Here is a 22,532-nt window from a genome sequence, read left to right as displayed (position 1 = left end):
CGGCAGCCGCCCCGGGAAGGCGTTCGCACCTCATTTCCCCCGCGGCGGCTTGCGGCCTTCCCGCGCCGCACAAGCAGTCCACGGGTTGTCACACCCGTCCGCCATGCTCTCCGCCATGAACGAGACCGCCTTCTGGCAGCTGATCGAAGCGTGCAGCCCCTCCGTCCCCGATCCCGAGGGCGATGAGCTCGCCGCTGCCCTGACGGCCCACCTGATGAACGGCCCCGTGCACGACGTGGTCGGATTCGCGGAGCAGCTCTCCTGGGCCCTGTACCGACTTGACCGCAAGGAATACGGCGACGGCCTGTCGGGCGATCAGTTCCTCCACACGCGGGCCGCGGTTGTCGCGGCCGGGCGCGAGGAGTTCGAGCGCGTGCTGCGAGACCCGGAGCGGTTCACGCCGTACGCCGACGGCCTCGTCTGGGCGGAAGCCCTGCTCTACGTACCCGATCACGCATACGAGCACCTCACCGGTGACGCATGGGACCGCGGCACTCGCTACAGCTACGAGTCCGGCTCGAACGCGGCCGGCTGGACCGCCTCGTAGGCGCCGCAGCCGCTGCTGCCCTCACCACGGGGAACGATGTCCCGGGTGAGCGGTTGCCGTGGCGTTCCGGCAGGTTCGGCCGCACGGTCAGCGGGCGGTTCATTCCCCGGAGCCGACGATGGCGGTGACGCGGATCTCCACACGCATGGCGGCGAGGCCGAGGACGGTGACGCCGGTCTCGGTCCAGATCGGCGCGCGGCCGCCGAGCCGGCGGCGGAACTGCTCCGCCATGACCCGGTTGTGGTCGTCGCCGATGGCGTCGTCTCCCGGTGCGACCTTGTGGTACGAGTTGACGTGGATGACGTCCTTCCAGGTCGCACCGACCGTGGCCAGGGTGCGCTCCACGTTGTCGAAGGCCCGGACGATCTCGTCCTCCAGCGAGTCGGGGACGAGCAGGTCGTCGTCCACCCCGGCCTGGCCGGAGATCTCCACCCGGTCGCCGACCCGGACGGCCCCGCTGTAGCCGAGGGCCGCGTGCAACTTCTCGCCGTAGCCCGGCGCGACGCCGAAGGTGACAGTGCTCATGGTGATCCCTCTTCCTGTCCGCGGGGGCGCTTCCCCCTCGCTATCACTTCACGCGTAAAGTGAGACTAACAAGCGATGACTTCAAGCGCAAAGTCATCGCCGATGTCGTCGGAGACACGGAGGACTGCATGAGCAGCACGGAGGGACCCATGAGCGGCGCGGGCGGACCCGAGGAGGGAGAGGAACTGCGGTGGCTCTCCGAACAGGAGAAGGCCGCCTGGACGGGGCTGATCTCCCTCGTTCTGCTGCTGCCCGGCAAGCTCGAACAACCGCTGCGGCAGGACCACGGCCTCACCCTGTTCGAGTACCTCGTGCTCAGTCACCTCTCCGAGGCCCCGCGGCGAAAGCTGCGGATGGGCGAACTCGCCTTCCTCGCCAGCGGGTCGCTCTCCCGCCTCTCCAACGTCGTCAAGCGCTGCGAACAGCGCGGCTGGGTCGTCCGGACACCCGACCCCGCCGACGGCCGCTACACCCTCGCCGAGCTCACCGACGCCGGCTTCGGCCTCGTGGAGCGGGCGGCGCCCACCCATCTGCGCTCCGTACGCGGCACCGTCCTCGACGCGCTCAACGCCACCGACCAGAAGGCCCTCGCCCGCATCGCGGAGAAGCTGCGCATCGTCCCGGACGACTTCGGCCCGACGGGCGACCGCTGACGGGTCCGTCCGGGCGGACGGGCGGGCGGGCGGGCGGGCGGTGCGGCCGGGCGCCGGCCGCGACGCGGCGCGGTGAGGCGCGCCGCGGTGAGGTGAGGTGAGGTGAGGTGAGGAGGCAGCGGCCGGGGCCGCCGCAGGCGGTCGCCGGGCCGGCCGGGTGCGGGAACCGCGCGGGCTCCGGACCGTCGTCCGCACACCCTGCGTCCGGGATCCGTGACACCACGTGGAGGGCCTGGAGCGGCACCGGGAGCGGCGCGCGGGGCACCGGATGCCGCGGCCCGGGCCTCTGCTGAAACCGGGCCGCTGTCCCTGCTTGCCATGGGTGAGCACGCCGCCTTAAAGTCCCTCCACCCGGCTTGTCCAGCCGCTTCATCCTTCCCCTTTGAGCACATGAGGAGCGCCCGGTATGACGGGTGTACTGGCGGTCGCAGGCGGCACCGCATCCGGCAAGTCGACCCTTGCCGAAGCTCTGTCCCTGCGGTGTCCCGACAGCGTGGCACTGATCCATCTGGACGACTACTACGTGCCCGCGCACGACCCCCTGAGGGGTGTGTGGACGGTGAGTGCCAGCGGGCACGCCATCCTCGACTGGAACCATCCGGGGTCGATCGACGAGACCGCGGTGACCGACGCCATCGACACCGCGCTGCTGCGCCCCGGCGTGCTGCTGGTGGTGGTCGAGGGCCTGTTCGCGCTGTCGCTGCCGTCCGTGGTCCGGCGGGCGGGGTGGCGGGTGTACGTCGACACCCCCGACGACATCCGCCTGGCCCGCAAGATCCTCCGGAAGATCGAGGCGCAGCGGCAGGACCCCCTGCTCTCCCTGCGCAACTACCTGCAGACCGGCAGGGACCGCCACGCTGCCCACGTCGCGCCTTCGCGGGCAGCGGCCGACTTGGTCGTGGACGGGACCGCGAGCGAGGAGGAGATGATCGCGGCCGTGATGCCGCTGATCGGGCCGACCCTCGCGCCGACGCCCGCGCAGGCACAGGCACAGGCGCAGGCGCAGGCGCAGGGAGCGTGCCCGGCGGCCCGTGCCCCCGGGGTCCCCGCGTTCGCGCACTGACGTTCCCCGGGGCGACGGTGACGCGCGGCGACGGATCCCTCCTGGCGGGGGGATCCGTCACCTGGACCAGCAGCTGTCAGCAGAGCGGACCGGTACGGCCCGTACCCCCGTCCTGTCGCGTCAGGCGCAGGTCGCAGGCGGCCACGCCCGCTTCCGTGAACGCTTCCACCGCTGCCGCCTTGTCCGCGGCGTTCAGCGCGGGAGTACGGGAGAGGAGGAAGCCCGCGGACCGGTCGTCGTTGGTGACGGCTGCCCACGAGTAGTCCGGGGCGAGTCCCACGATCACGTAGTTGCCGTCGCCGCCGTTGACGAAACCGCCGCCGGGCCGGGGTACGAACGACACGTTCAGACGGGTGTTGGAGGCGTCGAGCGGGCGCGCCGCACCGTTGACCGCGCTCGTCGATCCCCACCACGTGGTGCAGGTGTTGCGGACGCCGACGGTGCCGTCGGCCTGCGGGGTGTAGACGGCCTTGACGTTCTTCTTGCACTGGATCTCGAACAGTTGGGGCACTGCCGCCACCTGGTACCAGGCTCCGGCGTACCGCGTGAGGTCGACGGTCTCCGTCCCCGGCTGCGCGGCGGTGGCCGTGCCGGCGAGGACGGTCAGGGGGACGGCGGTGCAGGCGAGGACGGCTGCTGCACGGCGGACGAGGCGGTGGACCGGCACACGGGCTCCTTGGTCGAGGACGACGACACGGAGTGTTCTCCCGGTGGCACCGGTTCGGATTCACCGCCGCCGGCGTGGAGTGCGCCGAACGCGTCGGTGGTCAGTTCCCCGGCCGGGAGCGGCGGCGGGGGCGGGGTCCGTCCCGGCGCGACCGGCGCTCCTTCGGCCCTTCCGGTTCGAAGGGGCCGGCGGCCGAGGAGAACAGGCTGGGCACGACGGGGCGGGCAGGCGGCGCGACCTGGGCGCTGCGCGTCGCGGGCGCGGCCCGGCCGGACGTCTCGGCGCGGGCCAGGACGCGGGCGTGCGCGATGAGGGGAGCGCAGGTCTCGCACACCTCCTCGACGATCCAGACCCGTCCGACGACGGGGTCGTGACGGAGGATCATCACCACGCCCCCGGCGCAGTGCGACGTCTCGCCCGGGTGGGCTTCGCAGCGCTCGGCCCGGCAGTGGCAGGAGGCGTTCGGCCTGACGGTGGCGGCCCTCGCATGGGCGACCGCGTGCTGAGCCGCGAAGCGCCGCAGGGCGGCGATGTCGCGGGAGCGGCCCGGCATGCGGCAGGTCGCCGTGCACGTGACGCTCGCCGAACGGTCGCTGTGCCCGGTGAGCCGGACGGTCCAGCCCCGTCCGGGGACGCGCACGGAGGCGGGGGTGTCGCTGGGGGCAATGGTCACGCGGGTTCCGTTCGTGAGCTGCTCGACGGAGCGTTCGGATGCGGGGGGGGGACGGCCGTGCGCACAGCACCGCCGTCCGCATTCTTCCCTGCCTCGCGTCGGCCAATCAGCGCCGCGGGGCGCAGGCCCCGGGCGCGGCTGCCCGGGGGCCGGCGGCAGGACCCGGCGTCACATCGTTATGACATCCATTTTCATGTAGGGTCGTTCCTCGTCACCCAGCCCGCTCGGACCCCGGAGGACCGCATGGCCGTTCCCAAGCGCAAGATGTCGCGCAGCAACACCCGTCACCGTCGCGCGCAGTGGAAGGCGACGACGCCCCAGCTCGTCACGGTGACGGTGGACGGCGTGCCGCACCTCGTCCCCCAGCGGCTGGCCAAGGCCTACGAGCGCGGCCTGCTCCGCCCCGAAGGCTGAACGCCGGACATTCTCGGGCCTCCCACCACGCCTGCCGGTGACCGCCCTGCCGGGATCCGCCCGCGCCGACCGCCCCGGGTGACGGGCCTGCGGTCGCAGGCCGGTCCGGGCGCGCACTTCGAGCGGTTCGCCGCACGGGACGCCCGGTGACTCGCCTCGACCGGGAACCGGTCGGGAGCTCGAGCGCCGACGGCCGCCCTGTCGGCACGCCCGGTACGGGACGCCGGCGGCGTCGGCCCCCCGCGTGGGACGTCTGCGGGTCCGGCGAGAACCGCGCACACGAGGACGCCCCCTCCCCGGGGCGGATTCTTGGGGTCCTCGCAACACCTGACGGTCTACGTGGGCGTCAGTAGATCACGCAGGCGCTCGGCTGGGGTTCTCCAGCCGAGCGTTTTGCGTGGCCGGCCGTTGAGTCGCTGGGCGACGTGTTCGAGGTCTTCGGCGCTGTGCACGGACAGGTCGGTTCCTTTGGGGAAGTACTGCCGCAACAGGCCGTTCGTGTTCTCGTTCGAGCCGCGTTGCCAGGGTGAGTGCGGGTCGCAGAAGTAGACCGGCACTCCCGTGGCAATGGTGAACTGCTTGTGGGCGGCCATCTCGCAGCCCTGATCCCAGGTCAGCGAGCCGCGCAGGTGCCCGGGCAGGGTCTGGATCAAGGGCACCAGCACATCGCGGACCTCCTCGGCGGTATGCCCGCCGGGCAGATGCCCGAGCAGGACATAACGGGTGGAGCGCTCGACCAGGGTCATGATCGCGCTGTCGCTGCGGGAGCCGACGATCAGATCGCCTTCCCAGTGGCCGGGAACCGCCCGGTCCTCCACCCCGGCAGGCCGCTCGGAGATCATCACCATCTCGTCAACGAACCGGCGGGTGCGCTGCTCCGGGCTGCGGTGAGGCTTGCGCCGGGTGCGACCGGTGCGCAGCGCGAGTGCGACCTCGCGTCGCAGTCCGCCACGGGCCTGGACATAGATCGCCTGGTAGATCGTCTCCGGACTCACCCGCATGCTCTCGTCGTCGGGGAACTCGATGAGCAGAGCGTGGCAGATCTGCTCGGGTGACCACTGTTCCTGCAGCTTGTCCGCGACGAACCGGCGGAGCGGGCCGTCCTGGGCGAGCTTGGAGTCCTTGGCGCGTGACCGGCTCCTCGCCCATGCTCGCTGGGCCCGGTGCGGCCGGTAGACGCCGTCGACCGACCGGGCGTCGATCTCGCGCTTGACCGTGGAGGCCGGTCGGCCCAGTGCCCGTCCGATCGCGCGCAGCGACCGGCCCTCACGGCGCAGATCGGCGATCACCTCCCGCTCGGTGACCGTGAGGAACCGTGGGTGCAGCTCGGCCTCGACCCTTGCGAGGGACAACTCCGAAGAGGTGGCGCCGATGGTGGTCACACCGGTCTTGTAGTCGATGCGGCGCCCGTCGGGGTGCAGGCGCGAGTGGCCGATCTGCCGGATACCGCGGTCCCAGTCCTCAGCGGTGCGCTCATGGACACCAGCCCGCCCGGCGGCCTCACGGCGCCGGACTCCCGCCGCACGCAGCCGCTCGTACTCCGCCCGACCGGGGTGGCCGGGCCTGCGAGGCTTGCCACGACCACGGACTCCGGCCTGGCGTGCCCATCCGAACGCCGTATTGCGGTTCACTCCCACTGCACGAGCCGCAGCAGTGATGCTGCCGTTCTCCTTGCCCAGCGCCTCGAAGAACCTCGCCCTCAGCACCTCGAAATCCACGATCCCCGCAACTCCCTGAACTCCAGGGTGTTGCGGGGATCAATAGAACCCGCCCGGCGTGACGGGGCGCCGAGACTCCGGGCCGGGCGGTGGTCGCAGCCACGGCACCGTCCGGCCCGGTGCACGACGAGGGGCGGGGCCGGCGGCGGACCGGGCAGGTCCGCCGCCGGCCCCGCTCCTCTGCGACCGCCCCCGCGCCGGGCGCGCCCGCCGGTTTTCGCCGGCGCACAACGGGCCGGGGCGCCGGCCGTGATCCTTGCGGGTCACGGCCGGCGCCCCGGCCCTGAGGCGTACGGCGGTGTCACCAGGAGGACTTGGTCACCCCGGGCAGGAAGCCCGCGTGGGCCTGCTCGCGCATCCGGACGCGGGAGAGACCGAACTTGCGCAGGTGCCCGCGGGGCCGGCCGTCCACGCTGTCGCGGTTGCGGACCCGGGTCGCGCTGGCGTCGCGCGGCTGGCGCCGCAACTCCGCTGCGGCAGCGTCGCGTTCGGCGCCGGTGGAGGACGGCCGGCGGATGGTCTCCTTCAGCTCCGCCCGGCGCGCCGCGTACCGCTCGACGGTCGCCTTGCGCCTCTCGTTCTGCGCGATCTTGCTCTTCCGGGCCATCAGACCTTCCCTCCCCGGGCACGGATGCGGGCCACGGCGGCCTCGATGCCGATGCTGTCGACGGTCCTGATCGCCTTCGCGCTGAGGGTGAGCCGCACGTACCGGCCCTCGCCGGGCAGCCAGTAGCGCTTGCGCTGGACGTTGGGATCGAAGCGGCGCGAGGTGCGCCGGTGCGAGTGGGAGATGGAATTGCCGAAGCCCGGCTTGGCGCCGGTCAGTTGGCAGTGTGCGGACACGGGTCTGCTTCCTCTCGTCGGAAATCGTTATTGGTAATGGAAACCATTGCCATATACTACCCCCATGGCACGCAACGAAGTACGCCCGGTCGTCAAGCTCCGCTCCACCGCCGGAACCGGCTACACCTACGTCACCCGCAAGAACCGCCGCAACGACCCCGACCGCATGGTCCTGCGGAAGTTCGACCCCGTCGCCCGCCGCCACGTCGACTTCCGCGAGGAACGCTGACCGGCCGGAACGCCGCATCAGCCGAACCGAAGAGACCCGAAGGACACCCATGAAGCCCGGAATCCACCCCGCGTACGGCCCCGTCGTGTTCCGCGACAAGGCTGCCGGCCACGCCTTCCTCACCCGCTCCACCATGACCAGCGAGAAGACCGTCGAGTGGGAGGACGGCAACACCTACCCGGTCGTCGACGTCGAGATCTCCGACGTCAGCCACCCCTTCTACACCGGCACCGCGCGCGTCCTGGACACCGCCGGACGCGTCGAGCGCTTCGAGCGCCGCTACGGCCGGCGCGGGGCCAACTGATGCGCCACGACGCCCGTCTGCCCGTCGTCATCGTCGCCGGGCTCCACTCCGCAGCGCGCCGACAGGTCGTCGACCGCCTCCTGCACACCGTCCCGGGCAGCGTCGCCCTCCACCACGACCTCTCCACCGCCGCCGCGCAGGGCACCGTCCTGCGCGTCGTGCGCGACGCCTCGGGCGAGCTGTCCCGCGGCGACACCCCGCTGGTCAACGACTGCGCCTGCTGCGCACTGCGGGAAGACCTCGTCCCCGAACTGGAGCGGCTGGCCGACGGCGGCCTGACCGGTCTCGCGGTGGTCGAGCTGTGGGACTCCGTCGAGCCCAGGGCGATGGCCGAGGTCGTCGTCGCCCACGGCGCGGACAGGATCCGGCTCACCAACGTGATCACGGCGGTCGACCCGGCGCTGGTCCTGCCCTGCCTCGCCAACGGCGACGACCTCGCCGAGGCCGGCCTCGCCGCCGCCGCGACCGACCAGCGCACGGTCGGCGACACCTGGGCACGGCAGCTGGAGTACGCACCGGTCCTCGCCCTCGTGGACGGCGAGGCGGCCGACGACGAGGACCACGCGCTCCTCACCCAGCTCCACCCCACCGCCCGCCAGGTGCGGGCCGATTCGGGGGACCTCGCCCGGCTCGCCTTCGACGGCTTCGACGTGGAGGCCGCCTCGGCCGCCCAGCACCCCGCCTGCGCCCTGCTCCCCCAGGACGCCGACGACGCCGGGGTCACCACCCTCGTCTGGCGCCGCCACCGGCCCTTCCACCCCGAACGCCTCTACCAGGCGCTGGAGGACCTCTGCTGCGCCGCCGCCCGCAGCCGCGGCAGGTTCTGGCTCGCCGACCGCCCCGACACCCTGCTCGCCTGGGACGCCGCAGGCGGCGCCCTCTGCGTGGAGAGCGCCGGCCCCTGGCTCGCCTCCCTCCCGGACGCCGCCTGGGAGATGGTCCCGCCCGTGCGGCGGGCCGCCGCCGCCCTCGACTGGCACCCCGAACACGGGGACCGCTGCCAGCACCTGGTGTTCACCTCTCCCGGCCTCGACCGTGAAGGGCTCACCCACCTCCTGGAGTCCTGCCTGCTCACCGACGCCGAGTACGCCGCCGGCCCCGAAGGATGGCGGCACCTGCCAGCATCCTTCGACGGCCTCCTCGACCCGGTCGCCTGACACCCCACCCCGCCCACAGAAGGAGCCCGCCATGGCGCGCCGCCAGGAACCGCGCAAGCCGGTGAAGTCCCGTCCCAACCCGCTGGACGCGGCCGGCATCACGTACGTCGACTACAAGGACACCGATCTGCTGCGGAAGTTCATCTCCGACCGGGGCAAGATCCGCAGCCGCCGCGTCACCCGAGTCACCGCCCAGCAGCAGCGACAGCTCGCCGCGGCCGTCAAGAACGCCCGCGAGATGGCGCTCCTCCCCTACGCCGGCCGGTAGCGGGCGTACGGCGGTCCCGCCGCGGCAGCCCACCGGATGACGCACTGCACCCCCGGCGACGGGGGTGCAGTGCGTTTCCCATGCAGTGGACGGGCGGCTCCGGTGGGGTCGGCACGCTGTTTCGGTGCCGTGAACGGCGCTCTCGGCGCGGTGGGAGGCACTTCAGGGTGCCCGCCGCACCTAAGACCCCGTCAGGCGAGGGGCCGAGTCCGCGTGCGGCGGTCCGGCTCAGGCGGGGCCGGCCGCGAGGACGCGGTTGAGAGCGCTGTCCGGGCGCTGGGTGAGTTCGTCCCAGGTGCCTTCCTCGGTGATGCGGCCAGCTTCCAAGACGGCGATGCGGTCGGCGCGGCGGATCGTCGCCGGGCGGTGGGCTATGACGACCGTGGTGCGGTGGTGCTGGTCCAGCGCGGCGGCGAGCTGGGCGTCGCCGGTGTTGTCCAGGTGGGCGGTGGACTCGTCGAGCACGAGGACCCTCGGGCGGACCAGGAGCGCGCGGGCGAGCGCGATCCGGGCCCGCTGCCCCCCGGAGAGCGTCGCTCCGCGTTCGCCGACCGGACTGTCGAGGGGGGCGATGCGGTCGACGCCGCACAGCCGCGCCGTCGCGGCGAGACGGTCGTCGTCCGCGTCCGGGGCCCCGAGCCGCAGGTTCTCCGCGAGGGTGCCGTGGAACAGAGGGGCCTCCTGGCCCACCAGGACGACCGCGCGGCGCAGTTCGGCGTCGTCCACCTCGCGGATGTCCACGGGGCCGCCGTGGGCGGGAAGGAGCTGCACCGCGCCCGCGGACGGATCCCAGAAGCGGGCCATCAGGTGGGCGCAGGTCGACTTGCCCGCTCCCGAGACGCCGACGAGGGCGAGCGTCCGGCCCGCGGGCACGGTCAGTTCCGCGCCACGCAGCACGGGTTCGCCGCCGTAGTCGAAGGTGACGCGGTGCAGGCGCAGACCGAGCGGGCCGGCGGGCAGCGGCACGGGCGCTGCGGGCGGAGGGGCGAGGGCCGGAGCCTTGACGGCGGCGTCGACGCGGGCGGCCGCGGCGCGCAGGGCGATGGCCTGGCTCACGGACCGGGCCGACTCCGCGACCGGACCGAGGACCGACAGCGCCAGCGTCATCGCCGCCGGCGCCCATGCCCCGTGCAGCCGGCCCGCGGTGACGGACTGCGCGGCCGCGACCACGACGCCGAGGACCGCGAGCACGATGAGGAGGTCACGGACCGCCGCGGCGACCGCCTCCCGGACGGCCTCGGCGCGCTGGGCATCGCCCACCTGCCGTCCCCGCTCGGCCAGCCGGACGCGCCGGTCGGCCAGCCGTCCGAAGGCGAGCAGTTCGCGCAGTCCGTCGACGACCTCCACGGTGTCGGCCGACAGCCGTGCGGTGGCCGCCCGGGTACGGGCTCCGCGCTCCGCGCGGGCGCGTGCGTCGGCGAACGGCGCCGCGACGAGGAGAGCGGCGACGGGCAGCACAGCGGCGAGCAGCCACGGCTCCACCCCGGCCAGAACCGCCGCACCGCCGGTGAACACCACACCCGAGGCGAGGAGTTGGGCGGTGGTGTGGGCGTAGAAGAACTCCAGGGCCTCCACGTCCGCCATGGCGGTGGCGGCCAGGTCCCCGCTGCGCCGGCCGGCCACGCGGGCCGGTGCGCTGCGGGCCAGCCCGTCGAAGATCCGCACCCGGAGGGTGGCGAGGACGCGGTAGGCCAGATCGTGCGAGAGATCCATCTCCCGCCAGGTCGTCAGGACCCGGACCAGGACGAGGACCACGAGCACGGCGACGGTGGCCCCGGAGGGGGCGCGTGCGTCGATGACGGCCGTGGCGACGGTGTGCGCGGCGAGTGTCAGCAGGGCGACGAGAGAGCCCTGTTCGAGGAGCGCGGCGGCGCAGGTCCGCGCCGTCATGGCACGGTGCCCGGTGAGGGCGGGCAGCAGGGCGCGCAGGGCGCCCCGCGCCGGGGCGGTCTCGCCGGCGGTGGTGGTGCCGGTGGTGGCGTTACCCGTGGCGGTGGCGGTGGTGGCGGCGCTCATGCGGCGAGTCCCTTCCGGTGGGCGCGGCCGTCCTCGACGAGTCCGGCGTAGACGCCCCCTGCCTCGATCAGTTCGCGGTGGCCGCCGGCGGCGTCCACCCGTCCGGCGTCGAGAACGACGATGTGGTCGGCACCCCGGACGGCCGCCAGCCGGTGGGCGACCACCAGGACGGTGCGGCCGGCCGCCGCGGTCACCAGTTCGCGGATGATGTCCGCCTCGCGGCGCTCGTCGACGGAGCTGGTGGCCTCGTCGAGTACGAGCACGGCGGCGTCGGCCAGCAGGGCCCGCGCGAGGGCGAGGCGCTGTCGCTGGCCGCCGGAGAGGGTGGAGCCGCGTTCGCCGACGACCGTGGCGTAGCCGTCGGGCAGGGCGGCGATCTCGTCGTGGATCCCGGCGGTGCGGGCCGCACGCGTCAGGTCGTCGTCGGTGGCGTCCGGCCGGGCCATGCGCAGGTTGTCGGCGACGGTGGCGTGGAAGAGGTAGGTCTCCTGCGAGACCACGGCGATGCCCTGCCGCAGCGAGTCGAGCGCGTAGGCGGTGGTGGGCGTGCCGTCGAGGGTGATGCGGCCCTGCTGCGGGTCGTGGTGGCGCAGGAGCAGCTGTACGAGGGTGGACTTGCCCGCGCCGGACGGGCCGACGATCGCCGTGGACCGTCCGGCCGGCACCGTGAAGCAGACGCCCCGCAGGGCGGGCGCCGGGGCTCCCGGGTAGCGGAAGGCGACGTCGTCGAAGCGGAGTTCGGGCGGTGCGGCCCAGTCCGCGGACGCCGTGCCGGTGTCGTCGACGGCGGGTTGGGCGGTGCGCAGGGCCGCGATGCCGTCCGCGGCCGACGCGCCCAGGTAGCCGGCGTGCCACTCGCGTGCGAGGTCGCGCACCGGCCGGAAGCACTCGGAGGCGCCGAGGAGGACGAGATAGGTGCCGGTCGCCGTGGTGGATCCGCTGACGGCCGACCAGCACGCGAGGAGCGCGGCGGCCGCGGTGCCGCCCTGGATCGCCAGGTCCGTGATGCCGGTGTCGACGAGGGAGACGCGCAGTTTGGCCACGGTGGCCCGGTGCAGTGCCGCCGACCGTTCCTCCAGCCGTCGGCGGGTGCGGCCGACGGCCCCCGCGGCCCGCAGGGTCGGCATGCCCTGGAGCGCTTCCAGGTAGTCGGCGCCCAGTTGCTCGTAGGTGTCCCAGTGTTCCTTGCCCCTGCGGGCCAGCAGCCGGTCCCAGGCGCGCGGTCCGGCGAGGGCGAGGACGACGGCGGGTACGAGGCCGAGGAGGACGGCGGGTTCGACGGCCGCCAGGGCGGCGAGCACCAGGGGCGGCACGGTGAGGGTGACCAGCAGCTGCGGCAGATAGCGGGAGACGTAGGCGTCGACGCCCTCCACCCCGTCGACGACGGTGGTGCGCACGGCGCCCGCGCGGGCGGGGGCGCCGCCGGGGAGAGGGGCGGCGGCTGCCGTGTGGGCGGGGCCGAGGCGTCCGAGGCGGTCGAGGAGTTCGTCGCGCAGGGCCACCCTGGCCCGCGCTCCGGCGCGGACGGCGGTGTCCCGCTGCCAGGCGCTCAGCACGGCGCGCGCGGCGACGACGGCGACTACCGCGGCGAGCAGCCAGCCGAGCCTGCCGGTCGCGCCGCGGGCCAGGTCGGCGAGCGCGAGGGCGAGCAGGGCGGCCTGTACGAGGTGGGTGAGGGTGACGACGCCTTGCAGGAGAGTGGCCGCGATCAGGGGGCGCCGTGCGGACCGGGCGGCTCGGCGCAGCTCGGGGTGGACGGTCATGTGGTGCTCTCCTCGTGGGCGTGGCGGGTGCCGAGGGCCAGTCCGTGGACGATCCAGTCCCGGCCCGGCGGGCCGCCGAGGGCTGCGCCGAGGTCGGCTCGCTGCCAGGAGCCGACGGGCCGTGCCGCGAGTCCGTGGCGGCGGGCGGCGACGTGGGCCAGGTGGACGGCGAAGCCGGCCCGCAGATGGGCGCGGCGGATGGTCGGGGTGTCGGAGCCGTCGGGGCAGCCGTGGGCGAGCAGGACGGCTCCCGCGCGGGCGAGCCATGCCTGCCCGGCGGCCCAGGCGGCGAGTGTGGGGCGGGCCTCTCCCGAGGCCCGGGTGCGCAGGGTGGTGGTGTCTGCGGCCAGTTCGACCAGCCCCGGTCGGGGGCCGCCGACGGCGGCGCACCAGTGCACGGCGCCGCGGCCGGCCTCCGCGGCGGTGCCGAGGATCTGCCGCAGCACGTCGGGGGGCGGGGTGCCGGTCAGGGGCGGCGGGTCGCTGCGGCGCTCCAGCAGTTCCGCGGGTACGGGGGCGTCGGCGCGCCGGTGGCCCGGTGTGCGGACCCGCTCCGGAGCGGGGTGCGCGGAGCGGTCCGGAGCGGGGATGTGCACGGCGGCGAGCGGGCCGTGGTCGCCGCCGTCGAGGTCGGCTTCGGGCTCGGCGCCCAGCGCACGGGCCGCGAGCAGCAGCGCCGCGGCGCTGTGCCCGGTGTCGAGGAGCAGCAGAGGCCAGGCGCGGTGGCCGTAGTGGGAGGCGGTGCGCTGTGCGGTGACGGTGAGTTGGGCTCGTACGCCCGGCGGGGTGTCCGCGGGCTCGCGGCCGGTGCGGTGGACGCGGTGGCGCACGGGGTCGTAGCCGTAGCGACCGGGCGGCAGGGAGCACCGGGCGCCCACGACGAGTTCGGCGTCCACGGGATGCAGTGCTCCGGCCGAGGGGGCGGGGCGCAGCCGCCCCGAGGCGTCGGCGGCGGCGAGGGAGAGGCGGAGCAGGGCGTGCAGGTCGAGCTCCCCCGGTGCGGCCGGAGGGAGCGGCAGTGCGGCACCCGGCCAGTCCCGGACGGCTGTCCCCGCCGGTGTGTCGGGGCCGGGGGGCTCCGGGGAGCGGGCCCGGACGAGAGCGGCGACGAGGTCGACCCGGGTGTCCTCGCGGGGGCACGCGGTGTCGTCCGCATGTGCGGCCGGATGCGCGGGCGTACGGGCGCGCGCGTCCCCACGGGGAGCCGCCTCCACGGGCGGGCGGGCACCGGTGCTCTCAGGGGCAACCGCGTCCCCGGGCATGCGGACGCCGCCGCCCCCGCGGGCAGCCGCCTCCCCGGGCGTACGGACGCGGGCGTCCCCGCCCGCACCCGCGTCCGGGCGTGTGCTGTCGGTGTGATCCACGGGGCGGCCCTCACATGTGCGGCGGAGGCGCCAGGGTGAAGTCCTCCGGCGCGCTGGGCGGACGCGTGCGCCAGCCGCGTGAGACCGCTGCCTCGGCCAGGCGGGGGCAGCCGAAGTAGCCGAAGGCGGCGGGGGCGTTGGGCAGCAGGCCGGAGACGAGGACGCGGGCGACCCGCAGGGGTGTCTCGGCCACGTCCTCGGTGGTGACGTCGAACGTCATGACGCGGTGGCCGCGTTCGTGCAGGGCGCTCGTCAGCCGTTCGCGGCTGCCGGGCTCGATCTCGGCGACGGAGACGGTGCCGCGGGCGGGCGCGGTGAACCGGCGGGCCTCGGGGGCCATCCGCTCGTCCAGCCACACCTGCACGTGCGCGCCCAGGTCCCGCACGTGTTCGAACCGCTCCCCGCAGTCGTCGAGGTAGCGGCCGTCGGCCCGGTGGCCGAGGTAGAGCCCCCGGGCGAGCAGCCCGGCCTCGACCGCCTGGAAGACCCAGCCGTCCGGTCCGGTCAGGCCCTGGGTGAAGACCCAGGTGTGGACGGCTTCGAGGACGGCCTTGCGGGCGGCCTCGGCGGGGTCGTACTTGCAGGCGAACCCGGCGGCGTACACGCCGAGCCGGGGGTCGTGGACGAGGGCCGCCATGCAGGGGGCGAACTCCGAGGGCATCTCGACGATGTGGACGTCGAGCGCGCATCCGGCGAGGTCGTCCAGGAGACCGGGGACACTGGCCGGGTCGATGCCGCGGGCCGGGCCGTCCAGGTGCCACCACAGTTCCAGGGCGTCGCGTTCGACGACTTCCAGCAGGCCCCGCTCGACGGCGTCGTCGAGGCCCTGGCCGGTGGCGATTCCGGCGTAGTTGAGGTGGTGGGTGCGGGGCAGCTCGCGCAGGTCTCCCTGACGCCAGTTGAGGTGGGTCAGGGCGACGGGGGCCCAGACCTCCTCGGTCGTGGCGTCGGGCAGCAGTTCGGTGCCGCGCGCCCACAGGGCGGGGGTGTCGGTCAGGAGCGGGCGGTAGGGGAACTTCTCGCGGGCGTACTGCCACGGCGCGTAGGCGGGCAGGTCGCCGGGTCCGTAGAGCCGGAGTCCCTTCCCGGCCAGTTCGGCGGCGGTGGCGCGCAGGGGGGCGTCGGGGTGGCCGGGGGGTGGTACGCGGTTGCCGCAGTACCGTTCCACTCCTTCGGCTATGGCGGCGATCCGGGCCTGCTCGGGGTCGCCGAACGTGGTGCCGAGGGAGACCCGGTCGGCGGGCCACAGCCCGAGTCTGCGGGCGTCCGATATCTCGGCGGTGAGCGCGGTGTAGCGCACCGGCGCCCCCGGGGGGTGGTCGACGGGCTCGACCGTGCGGACGACGCCGCAGACGGGATCGACCAGGGCTTCCAGCGGCAGTGCGGTCATCGCAGGATCTCCTCGGCTGGGTCGGTGGGAACGGGGCGGGCGGTAAGCACGTGGAGAACGAGCCGCACGCTGCCGGGCGCGATCTCCCGCCGGGAGGGGACCAGGCGGTCCGCGGTCACGGGGTCGTCGCCGGTGTGGGGGTTGCGGGCGTGGGCCGGGAAGTGGTGTCCGGCGATCTCCAGCCGCAGCCGGGTGCCGGCGGCCAGCCGGCGTGCGAGCGGGCCGAGCCCGACGGTGAACCCGTCGTCCTCCCCCGCCGGTGCGCTGCGGCGGGCGGCGCCGACGGCGAGGGCTTCGGCGGTGCCCTCCGGGGTGAGGGCGACGAGCCGTGCGAACCAGTCGGCGCGGGGCGTGCGGGCGGCGCCCCGCAGGGACACGCTGACCGGGCCGACCGCGTCGAGCGGCCGGGCCAGTGGGGCGGTGACCAGCAGGCAGCGGTCGGCATCGCGGTCCGTGGGGACGGTGAGGTCGTCGGAGCGGACGGGCCGGCCGGGGTCGGCGGTGAAGCGTGCGCCGCTCAGCAACCGGGTCGGCTGCGGCCGGGGTTCGCCGCCGGTGTCCGCGGGCAGCCACAGGCCGGTGGAGCCCAGGGCGAGCGCGCCGTGGCGGCCGGGGGTGAGGTCGCCGGCCAGGGCGGCGCGGGCCCAGCGCACGTACAGGTCGCCGAGCCGGACCCGGTGCGCGGGTCTCGCGTCCGGGCCCGGGGCGGCGAGGAGCCCGTGTCCCCAGGGGCCCAGCAGCAGGCGGGCCGAGGGGCCGCCCCAGGCGCGCCACAGTGCGACGGTGTCCTCGGTGAAGTGGTCGTGGTGCCCGCCCACCGCGAGCAGGGGCGTCCCGGCGCGGGCCGCGCGGGTCAGGAGCCGGCTGCGGTCGTGGTGGCGCCACAGGCCGGCCCAGGAGGGCAGGCGGCGGCCCAGCCGTTCGGGGAGGCCGGTCAGCGGGAGATGGGCGAGCAGGTCCGGGTCGGCGAGGAGCGCCTTGTCCAGCGCGTGCTCGTCGGAGTCGGGACGGTCGCCGTGGGCGGCCCACCATCCGGCGCGGGACAGCAGCCGCTCGACACCGGAGGGTTCGCGTGCGGTCTCGGCGGCGCCGAGGGCGGGCACGGCGGCGAGGACGGCGTCGGGCCGGGCGTCGGCGGGCGCGTCGAGGGCGAGGACCAGGGCGCAGTGGGCGGCGTAGGAGGCTCCGGCCGCGAGCACCCGGCCGTCGCTCCACGGCTGCCGGCGGATCCAGCGGACGGTCGCGGCGCCGTCCGCGGTCTCGTCGCGGTAGGGCCGCCACTCCCCCGGCGAGCCGAACCGGCCGCGCACGTCCTGGAGCACGGCGGCGAATCCGCGGCGGGCCCAGCCGCGTGCCTCGGCCCGGTGGCGTGTCCGGTCGTAGGGGGTGCGGATGAGGACGGCGGGGAAGGGGCCGTCCCCGGGCGGCGGATGGACCTCGGTGGCGAGCCCGTCGACGGCCGTGGTGGCGGCGGTCATCCGTCCCGCTTCGGTGAGGGGGCGACCGGGGGGACCGGGAGGACGGGGTGCTCGGTGACGGTCAGGGTGCGCAGGTCGACGCGGCGGAGCCGGCGCCGTGGGGGGAGACCGTGGTGGTGCGGGGCGCCGGTCGCCCAGCGGTGGAGGTCGTCGGCGAGGAGGGCCGCGAGGAGGGCGGCGCCGGGCGTGCCGGGAGCGGCCGGGGCGCCGCCGGTCCGCGGACCGCGCCAGTAGGCGGCGAGTTCGCGGTGGGCGGGGGTGGCGGCGAGGCGGCGGCCGCGGACATGGGCCGAGGTGACGTCTCCGGGAGCGGCGGCCAGGGGTTCGGTGTACGCCTGCCATCCCTCGCGGTGGCAGCGCAGCCAGGCGATGCCGTGCTCGGGCAGCCGGTCGGCGGCGTCCCACAGGCCGTCGGGCACCGGTCCGTCGAGGCACCACACGACGGCCGCGGGGGCGCTCCCGGTCAGGTCCAGGAGGTCCGCGTCGTCGCCGGCCGTGCGCGGGCGGGCTCCCAGGGCGGTCAGCTGGGCGGCGAGCGGCGCGGTGAGCACGGGGTCTCCGAGCAGGCACACGTCCTGGCGGGCTGCGGGCCACGGCGGCGGCCCGGCCGCGTCCGTCAGATAGCCTGCGTCCTCGAACGCGGCCACGACTCGGGCCGGTTCGCGGCCCGCCGGGACCGGGTCCCCGCCGGCGAGGCGGGTCAGCAGGGCGGCTTCCTCGTCTCCGCCCGGGGCCCGGACGCGCAGGAACTCCCCGTCCGGGGTGCGTAGGGCGAGGCCGTGCCCGGGTACGGGAACGACCTCGGCACCGGGGACGAGTCGGCTTCGGGGCACGGCGATCCTCCTGGGAGAGAGTCCTGGGATGGGCGTGGGCCCGCCCGGTTGGCACGGGCGGGCCCACGGTCGAGGGTCGGACCCTCTTACTCCTCGTTGTCGTCGAAGGGGTTCTCGACGAGCGCGTTGGAGTGGGAGGCGGAGGCGTGGGCCAGCTGACCCGGGTCGGCGATCGGCGTGAAGATCTGCTCGTTCTCCATGGGAACTCTCCTTCATCACAGGGGAGATGCGGTGGTCGGTCGATCACCGCACCGGCAGCTTATTGAATCTGATTGTCATATTCTAGTGTTGGCAGAGGGTGATCTGGATAACACACCGGCCAACCCCCCTCCGGGTCCCGGCCGACCCGGCCGGCCACCTTCAGCACATCCGCCAGCAGCCCCGGTGTGACGACCTCGCGCGGCGCTCCGTCGGCCACCACGCGGCCGTCGCGCAGCGCGACGACCCGCTCGGCGAACCGGGCGGCGTGGGCGAGGTCGTGCAGCACCATCACCACCGTGAGCCCGCGTTCACCGCGCAGCCGGACCACCGTCCGCATCACGTCCAGCTGGTGATGCAGGTCCAGGTACGTGGTGGGCTCGTCCAGGAGCAGGGCGCCGGTGTCCTGCGCGAGCGCCGTCGCGAGCCGCACCCGCTGCCGCTCGCCGCCGGAGAGCGCGTCGACCTCGCGGTCGGCCCAGTGCGCGACCCCCACGTCGTCCAGCGCCCGGTGCACCACGGGGTCGTCGCCCTCGCGCAGCATGCCCAGGGGGCCGCGGGCCGCGTACCGTCCCTGGCGCACCAACTGGCGCACCGTCATGCCCGGCACGGCGGGCGCGGACTGGTGCAGCAGAGCGACCCGGCGGGCGGTGGCGCGGCGGGAGAGCTGGGCGAGGTCGTCCCCGCCCAGCAGCACGCGTCCGCTGTCCGGCCGCAGCAGCCCGGCCGCCAGGCGCAGCAGCGTCGACTTGCCGCAGCCGTTGAGCCCGATGAGAGCGGTCAGTTCACCGGGCCGGACGTCGAGGTCGACGCCCCGCAGCACGGGGCGTCCGGGGTAGCCGAAGCGGACCCCCTCCACACGGATCCCCACGGAGTCGGTCATGGTCTGTCCTTACGTCGGCGTCGTCTTGCGAAGGGATCGGTCCGGCTGGGGCGTGTTGCGAAAGTGGCTCCGTCCGCCCGAAGGGCGGGGCCTGCGGCGTCTGGTGCGTGCGATCGCAAGGCGGAGGATCATCCTCGTACCGGGCGTACTCGGATGACTCCGACAACGCAGCATGGGGGCACCTCCCAGCGGTAGCTGGGGGAGTGCGTGCCAGGCGTCGCGGGCCAGGAGGGACTTTCGCAACACGCCCTAGAACGCCCGGTTCGGCGTGCGGCGCACGACGACCAGCAGCATCAGGGCGCCGAGGCAGGCGGTGAGGGCGCCGACGGGCAGCGCGAACCGCCCCGCGTCCAGCACCGCCGCCAGCAGCCGCGAGGACAGTTGGGCCGCCGCGTCCGCGCCGCAGACCACGGCCGCACCCACCAGCGCGGCGCCGGGAAGCGCGGTCCGCAGGTCCGCCCCGAAGAGGGCGACGGCCAGGTGGGGGACGAGCAGGCCCACGAACCCCAGCGCACCGACCGAGGCCACGGCCCCCGCCGTCAGCGCCACCGCGCACAGCAGGGCGAGCGTGCGGGCCCGGCCGGCCCGCAGCCCGGCGGCGAGGGCCATGTCGTCGCCGCAGCGCAGCAGGGTCAGCGGCCCTGCCAGCAGCCAGGCCGCCGCGCCCCAGACGAGCGCCCACGGCCACAGCAGGTGCCAGTGCTGCCAGACCCGGCCCTCGGTGGTGCCGACCAGCCACTGGACGACGCTGCCGAGTTCGCCGGGCTTCACCAGGAGCACCATGGCGGTCACCCCGCCGAGGACCGCCGAGACCAGCACACCGTGCACGGCGGTCTGCGCGGGGTCGCCGCCGCCGCGGCCGGTGAGCAGCCACAGGAGTGCCGCGCCCGCGCAGCCGCCCGCGCACGCGGCGACGACGACGGCCAGCGGGGAGTCCCACCCGGCGAGCCCCAGGGCCGTGGCGGTGACGGCGCCGAGGACCGCGCCCGGGGTCACGCCCGTCACCTCGGGGCCGGCGAGCGGATTGCGCAGGGCCGACTGCAAAACGAGCCCGGCCACGGCGAGGCACGCTCCGGCGCCGAGCGCCACCAGCGTCCTGGGCAGCCGCAGTTGGAAGAGGATGTGCCGCTCCGTCGCGTCACCGCCGCCGTTCAGGACCTCCCAGGCCGTCGCCGGGGACATGCCGCGACCGGCCACCAGTTCCACCGCGGCGCAGAGGGCGACCAGCGCCGCCGCCAGCGCGAAGCGCCGTTTCACCGTGCGTCCTCCGTTCCTCTGTCGCGGTGCGGGGCCGACGGGGTGTCGCCGAAGCCCCCTGCCGCCTGCTTCCCGATGCCGCCGGACGCACCGGGGCCGGGCACGCTCCCGTCCGGCGCCGCGGTCCGCGGCCCGGGCGGCACGGCGCGGACGGCGGCCGGGGCCGCCGCCGGGCGCGGGGTGGCCGCGCCACGGCCGGACGGCCGTCCGCGGCGGGACGACCGCAGCAGGACGACGCCCGCCGGTACTCCCAGCAGCGCCGTCCAGGCGCCTGCGGGTGTCTCCACCGGCGCCAGCGCCAGCCGGGCCGGCACATCGGCCACGGCGACCACGACCGCGCCCCACACCGCGGACCAGGGCAGCCAGCGCACCGCCGTGGCGGTCGGGGCGAACCGGCGCGCGACGTGCGGGGCGAGGAACCCGACCCAGGCGACGGGGCCGCACACCGCCGTGACCGGCGCGATCAGCACGACGGCGATCGCCAGCGCGGCCAGCCGGGCCCGCCCGGCCCGCACGCCGAGCGCCTCGGCGTCCTCGTCGCCCAGCCGCATCACCGACAGTACGGGCGCGCACAGCACGAGGGCGGGGACGGCGACGAGCAGCCACGGCCACAGGCCCGAGACGTCGTCCCAGGTACGGGCGGAGAGGGAGCCGAGCAGGTAGCGGTAGATGAGCTGGAGGTCGAGCTGGTCGGCCGTCACCATCATCACGAGCAGCGCCGCCTGCAGGGCGGCGGCCACCGCGGCGCCGGTGAGCAGCACGGCCGACGGGCTGCGGCCGAGCCCGGCGGCGAGCAGCGTCAGGCCGCCGCCGAGCACGGCCCCGCCGATCGCGGTCAGGGGCTGGACGGCTGCGGGCAGGGAGACCGCCAGCACCAGCGGTGCGGCCACACCCAGCGCGGCCCCGGAGGACACGCCCAGCATCTCGGGCACCGCCAGCGGGTTGCGCAGGGCCTCCTGGAGCACCAGGCCGGCCGCGCCCAGGCAGGCGCCGGCGACGAGCGCCAGCAGCAGCCGGGGGACGCGGAGTTCGGTGAGGACGATTCCGGCGAGTGTGGTGTCCCCCTCGAGCGCCGCGCCGGCGATCCGGTGCGGTGCGACGAAGGGGGTTCCCAGGCTCAGCGCGCACAGTGCAGCGGCCGTCAGCAGCAGTGCTGCCAGCAGCGGCTGCCAGGGCACGGACCGCGCCGGGGCCCTCCCGGACCCCGGTGTCCCGCCGTCGGCGGCCGTGCCTTCCGGACGTGCGGTGGCGGACTTCACCGCAGTGCGGCCGTGGCCTCGTCGAGGACGATGCCGAGCGAGCGGGTGCCGCGCCCCTTGGCCCAGACCTCGGGGTTCACCTCGTGGACGTCGCCGTTCCGCACCGCCGGGATCTTGCTCCAGAGGGGGTTCTCCGCCATCTTCACGGAGAGCTTGCCATCGGCGTCGCCGAAGCTGATGGTCTCGACGAAGAGGACGTCCACGTCCTTCGCCAGGATCTCTTCGAGGCTGTAACTGCCCTCCACGCCGCGGGACTTCCAGGGGTAGTCGGCGATCCTGGGGAAGAGGCTGGCGACGGGGTCGGTCTCCGGGGTGGCGACGCCGAAGTTCTCGTCACTGCCGTAGACGATGAGAGCGGTCTTCCCGCTCGGGCTCTTCTCGGCCGCGGCGAGCTTGCTCCGGAAGGTCTTCTCGGCCTTCTCGCCCTCGGCGGTGCGTCCGGTGAGGGCGGCCAGGTCGCGCAGGTAGCGGACGCTGTCCTCCCACGTCCCGGCCTGCGCGGGCCAGAACGTGGTGGCGCCCTCCAGCGCGGGGGCGAGCTTGCCGTGCGTGCTCTGCTCGCCGATCACCAGGTCGGGCTTGTGGGAGAGGATCGCCTCGGTCTCGGGGGCGATGAACCCGCCGGGGACGACGTCGACCTCCTCGGCCCCGGCCTCCCCCAGGAACCGGGGGTGCGCGAGCAGGGCGCTGTTGGTGGCCACGGGGACGATGCCCAGCTCGGTCAGGATGTCGTCGCACAGCGCGTAGAGGCAGACGATCCGCTCGGGCGCCTTGTCGAACGCGAGGGTGACACCGTTCGCGTCGGTCAGCCGTGTGGTCGCCTCGATCGGGTCGACGGTCACCTCTGTTCTCGCTGCGGGCTTGGCCTCGGGCCGGGTGGGTTCGTCGGACGCCGTCCCGCATCCGACGAGGACGGAACCGGCCACCGCCGCGGTGGTCCAGGCACGGGTGAATCTCGACGGTGAGCGCAGCATGGAGGCCCTCGCTTCTTTCCAGGGGTTCTTCCAGGGACCATGAACGCACTGAAGAT

Annotated in this window: 25 protein-coding genes; 8 read left to right on the top strand and 17 right to left on the bottom strand. The window is 74.9% G+C overall.

Annotation, left to right across the window (positions count from 1 at the left end; genetic code table 11):
• Nucleotides 1-115 precede the first annotated feature (115 nt).
• On the top strand, nt 116-547 hold the full coding sequence (locus tag IAG43_RS31150) for a DUF4240 domain-containing protein (protein WP_246574640.1): 432 nt from the start codon (nt 116-118) through the stop codon (nt 545-547).
• A 99-nt stretch (nt 548-646) separates the two neighbouring features.
• Here IAG43_RS31150 and IAG43_RS31145 read toward each other — a convergent pair whose 3' ends face one another.
• Nucleotides 647-1,072, bottom strand: coding sequence for a Rid family hydrolase (locus tag IAG43_RS31145; RefSeq protein WP_187743994.1), 426 nt, complete (start codon nt 1,070-1,072; stop codon nt 647-649).
• 128 nt (nt 1,073-1,200) lie between these two features.
• Here IAG43_RS31145 and IAG43_RS31140 point away from each other — a divergent pair, with 128 nt between their 5' ends.
• Nucleotides 1,201-1,725 carry a MarR family winged helix-turn-helix transcriptional regulator gene (locus IAG43_RS31140; RefSeq protein WP_187743993.1) on the top strand — a complete coding sequence of 175 codons (525 nt, stop codon included), beginning with the start codon at nt 1,201-1,203 and terminating at the stop codon, nt 1,723-1,725.
• A gap of 406 nt (nt 1,726-2,131) precedes the next feature.
• Nucleotides 2,132-2,788, top strand: a complete 657-nt coding sequence (locus tag IAG43_RS31135; RefSeq protein ID WP_187743992.1) for a uridine kinase family protein — start codon at nt 2,132-2,134, stop codon at nt 2,786-2,788.
• Between the two features lie 76 nt (nt 2,789-2,864).
• Here IAG43_RS31135 and IAG43_RS31130 read toward each other — a convergent pair whose 3' ends face one another.
• Together IAG43_RS31130 and IAG43_RS31125 are read right to left on the bottom strand one after the other, a co-directional pair.
• A complete protein-coding gene (locus IAG43_RS31130; protein ID WP_187743991.1) occupies nt 2,865-3,455 on the bottom strand; it encodes a lipocalin family protein in 591 nt (196 codons plus the stop codon).
• 100 nt (nt 3,456-3,555) lie between these two features.
• Nucleotides 3,556-4,128, bottom strand: a complete 573-nt coding sequence (locus tag IAG43_RS31125; protein ID WP_187743990.1) for a hypothetical protein — start codon at nt 4,126-4,128, stop codon at nt 3,556-3,558.
• Between the two features lie 243 nt (nt 4,129-4,371).
• Between IAG43_RS31125 and rpmF the strand changes: the two genes are divergently transcribed.
• On the top strand, nt 4,372-4,542 hold the full coding sequence (gene rpmF / locus IAG43_RS31120; protein ID WP_073876229.1) for a 50S ribosomal protein L32: 171 nt from the start codon (nt 4,372-4,374) through the stop codon (nt 4,540-4,542).
• 335 nt (nt 4,543-4,877) lie between these two features.
• Here the strand turns inward: rpmF and IAG43_RS31115 are convergent, their stop codons facing one another.
• The 3 genes from IAG43_RS31115 to rpmB all read right to left on the bottom strand — a co-directional run bounded on the left by IAG43_RS31115 (nt 4,878) and on the right by rpmB (nt 7,103).
• Nucleotides 4,878-6,071 carry an IS30 family transposase gene (locus IAG43_RS31115; protein ID WP_223006038.1) on the bottom strand — a complete coding sequence of 398 codons (1,194 nt, stop codon included), beginning with the start codon at nt 6,069-6,071 and terminating at the stop codon, nt 4,878-4,880.
• 490 nt (nt 6,072-6,561) lie between these two features.
• Nucleotides 6,562-6,867 (bottom strand): 30S ribosomal protein S14, encoded by a 306-nt coding sequence (gene rpsN, locus IAG43_RS31110; protein WP_187743989.1) that lies wholly within the window; start codon nt 6,865-6,867, stop codon nt 6,562-6,564.
• Complete coding sequence (rpmB, locus tag IAG43_RS31105; protein ID WP_187743988.1) at nt 6,867-7,103, bottom strand: 50S ribosomal protein L28; 237 nt, start codon at nt 7,101-7,103, stop codon at nt 6,867-6,869. The genes rpsN and rpmB overlap by 1 nt, the downstream gene beginning before the upstream one ends.
• A gap of 64 nt (nt 7,104-7,167) precedes the next feature.
• Here rpmB and rpmG point away from each other — a divergent pair, with 64 nt between their 5' ends.
• From rpmG to rpsR, 4 genes are read left to right on the top strand one after another with little or no spacing between them, the layout of a single operon-like run.
• Nucleotides 7,168-7,332: a 50S ribosomal protein L33 gene (gene rpmG / locus IAG43_RS31100; RefSeq protein ID WP_187743987.1), complete on the top strand. Its 165-nt coding sequence runs from the start codon at nt 7,168-7,170 to the stop codon at nt 7,330-7,332.
• Nucleotides 7,333-7,381: 49 nt separating this feature from the next.
• Nucleotides 7,382-7,636, top strand: a complete 255-nt coding sequence (locus IAG43_RS31095) for a type B 50S ribosomal protein L31 (RefSeq protein ID WP_187743986.1) — start codon at nt 7,382-7,384, stop codon at nt 7,634-7,636.
• On the top strand, nt 7,636-8,793 hold the full coding sequence (locus tag IAG43_RS31090) for a CobW family GTP-binding protein (protein ID WP_187743985.1): 1,158 nt from the start codon (nt 7,636-7,638) through the stop codon (nt 8,791-8,793). The genes IAG43_RS31095 and IAG43_RS31090 overlap by 1 nt, the downstream gene beginning before the upstream one ends.
• Nucleotides 8,794-8,824: 31 nt before the next feature.
• A complete protein-coding gene (gene rpsR, locus IAG43_RS31085; protein WP_187743984.1) occupies nt 8,825-9,061 on the top strand; it encodes a 30S ribosomal protein S18 in 237 nt (78 codons plus the stop codon).
• Between the two features lie 228 nt (nt 9,062-9,289).
• On the opposite strand, the gene IAG43_RS31080 is transcribed toward rpsR, so the two are convergent.
• The 11 genes from IAG43_RS31080 to IAG43_RS31035 all read right to left on the bottom strand — a co-directional run bounded on the left by IAG43_RS31080 (nt 9,290) and on the right by IAG43_RS31035 (nt 22,476).
• On the bottom strand, nt 9,290-11,077 hold the full coding sequence (locus IAG43_RS31080; protein WP_187743983.1) for an ABC transporter ATP-binding protein: 1,788 nt from the start codon (nt 11,075-11,077) through the stop codon (nt 9,290-9,292).
• Nucleotides 11,074-12,840: an ABC transporter ATP-binding protein/permease gene (locus IAG43_RS31075; RefSeq protein ID WP_187743982.1), complete on the bottom strand. Its 1,767-nt coding sequence runs from the start codon at nt 12,838-12,840 to the stop codon at nt 11,074-11,076. Before IAG43_RS31075 ends, IAG43_RS31080 begins: the two co-directional genes overlap by 4 nt.
• Nucleotides 12,837-14,054, bottom strand: a complete 1,218-nt coding sequence (locus tag IAG43_RS31070) for a nitroreductase family protein (protein WP_246574639.1) — start codon at nt 14,052-14,054, stop codon at nt 12,837-12,839. Before IAG43_RS31070 ends, IAG43_RS31075 begins: the two co-directional genes overlap by 4 nt.
• Nucleotides 14,055-14,214: 160 nt before the next feature.
• Nucleotides 14,215-15,594 (bottom strand): YcaO-like family protein, encoded by a 1,380-nt coding sequence (locus IAG43_RS31065; RefSeq protein ID WP_187743981.1) that lies wholly within the window; start codon nt 15,592-15,594, stop codon nt 14,215-14,217.
• Complete coding sequence (locus tag IAG43_RS31060) at nt 15,591-17,072, bottom strand: CocE/NonD family hydrolase (RefSeq protein WP_187743980.1); 1,482 nt, start codon at nt 17,070-17,072, stop codon at nt 15,591-15,593. Before IAG43_RS31060 ends, IAG43_RS31065 begins: the two co-directional genes overlap by 4 nt.
• Nucleotides 17,069-17,905, bottom strand: coding sequence for a hypothetical protein (locus IAG43_RS31055; protein ID WP_187743979.1), 837 nt, complete (start codon nt 17,903-17,905; stop codon nt 17,069-17,071). The genes IAG43_RS31060 and IAG43_RS31055 overlap by 4 nt, the downstream gene beginning before the upstream one ends.
• Before the next feature lie 86 nt (nt 17,906-17,991).
• Nucleotides 17,992-18,105 carry a streptamidine family RiPP gene (gene amiA / locus IAG43_RS34730; protein WP_246574638.1) on the bottom strand — a complete coding sequence of 38 codons (114 nt, stop codon included), beginning with the start codon at nt 18,103-18,105 and terminating at the stop codon, nt 17,992-17,994.
• 59 nt (nt 18,106-18,164) lie between these two features.
• On the bottom strand, nt 18,165-18,986 hold the full coding sequence (locus IAG43_RS31050; protein ID WP_187743978.1) for an ABC transporter ATP-binding protein: 822 nt from the start codon (nt 18,984-18,986) through the stop codon (nt 18,165-18,167).
• Between the two features lie 249 nt (nt 18,987-19,235).
• A complete protein-coding gene (locus IAG43_RS31045) occupies nt 19,236-20,243 on the bottom strand; it encodes a FecCD family ABC transporter permease (protein ID WP_187743977.1) in 1,008 nt (335 codons plus the stop codon).
• A complete protein-coding gene (locus tag IAG43_RS31040; protein ID WP_246574812.1) occupies nt 20,240-21,403 on the bottom strand; it encodes a FecCD family ABC transporter permease in 1,164 nt (387 codons plus the stop codon). The genes IAG43_RS31045 and IAG43_RS31040 overlap by 4 nt, the downstream gene beginning before the upstream one ends.
• A 95-nt stretch (nt 21,404-21,498) precedes the next feature.
• The gene (locus IAG43_RS31035) at nt 21,499-22,476 is read right to left on the bottom strand and encodes an ABC transporter substrate-binding protein (RefSeq protein ID WP_187743976.1); all 978 of its coding nucleotides are present in this window, start codon (nt 22,474-22,476) and stop codon (nt 21,499-21,501) included.
• Nucleotides 22,477-22,532: the final 56 nt, after the last annotated feature.

This window comes from Streptomyces genisteinicus, assembly GCF_014489615.1.
Taxonomy (GTDB): domain Bacteria; phylum Actinomycetota; class Actinomycetes; order Streptomycetales; family Streptomycetaceae; genus Streptomyces; species Streptomyces genisteinicus.
This window is presented reverse-complemented; position numbering and strand designations above follow the sequence as displayed.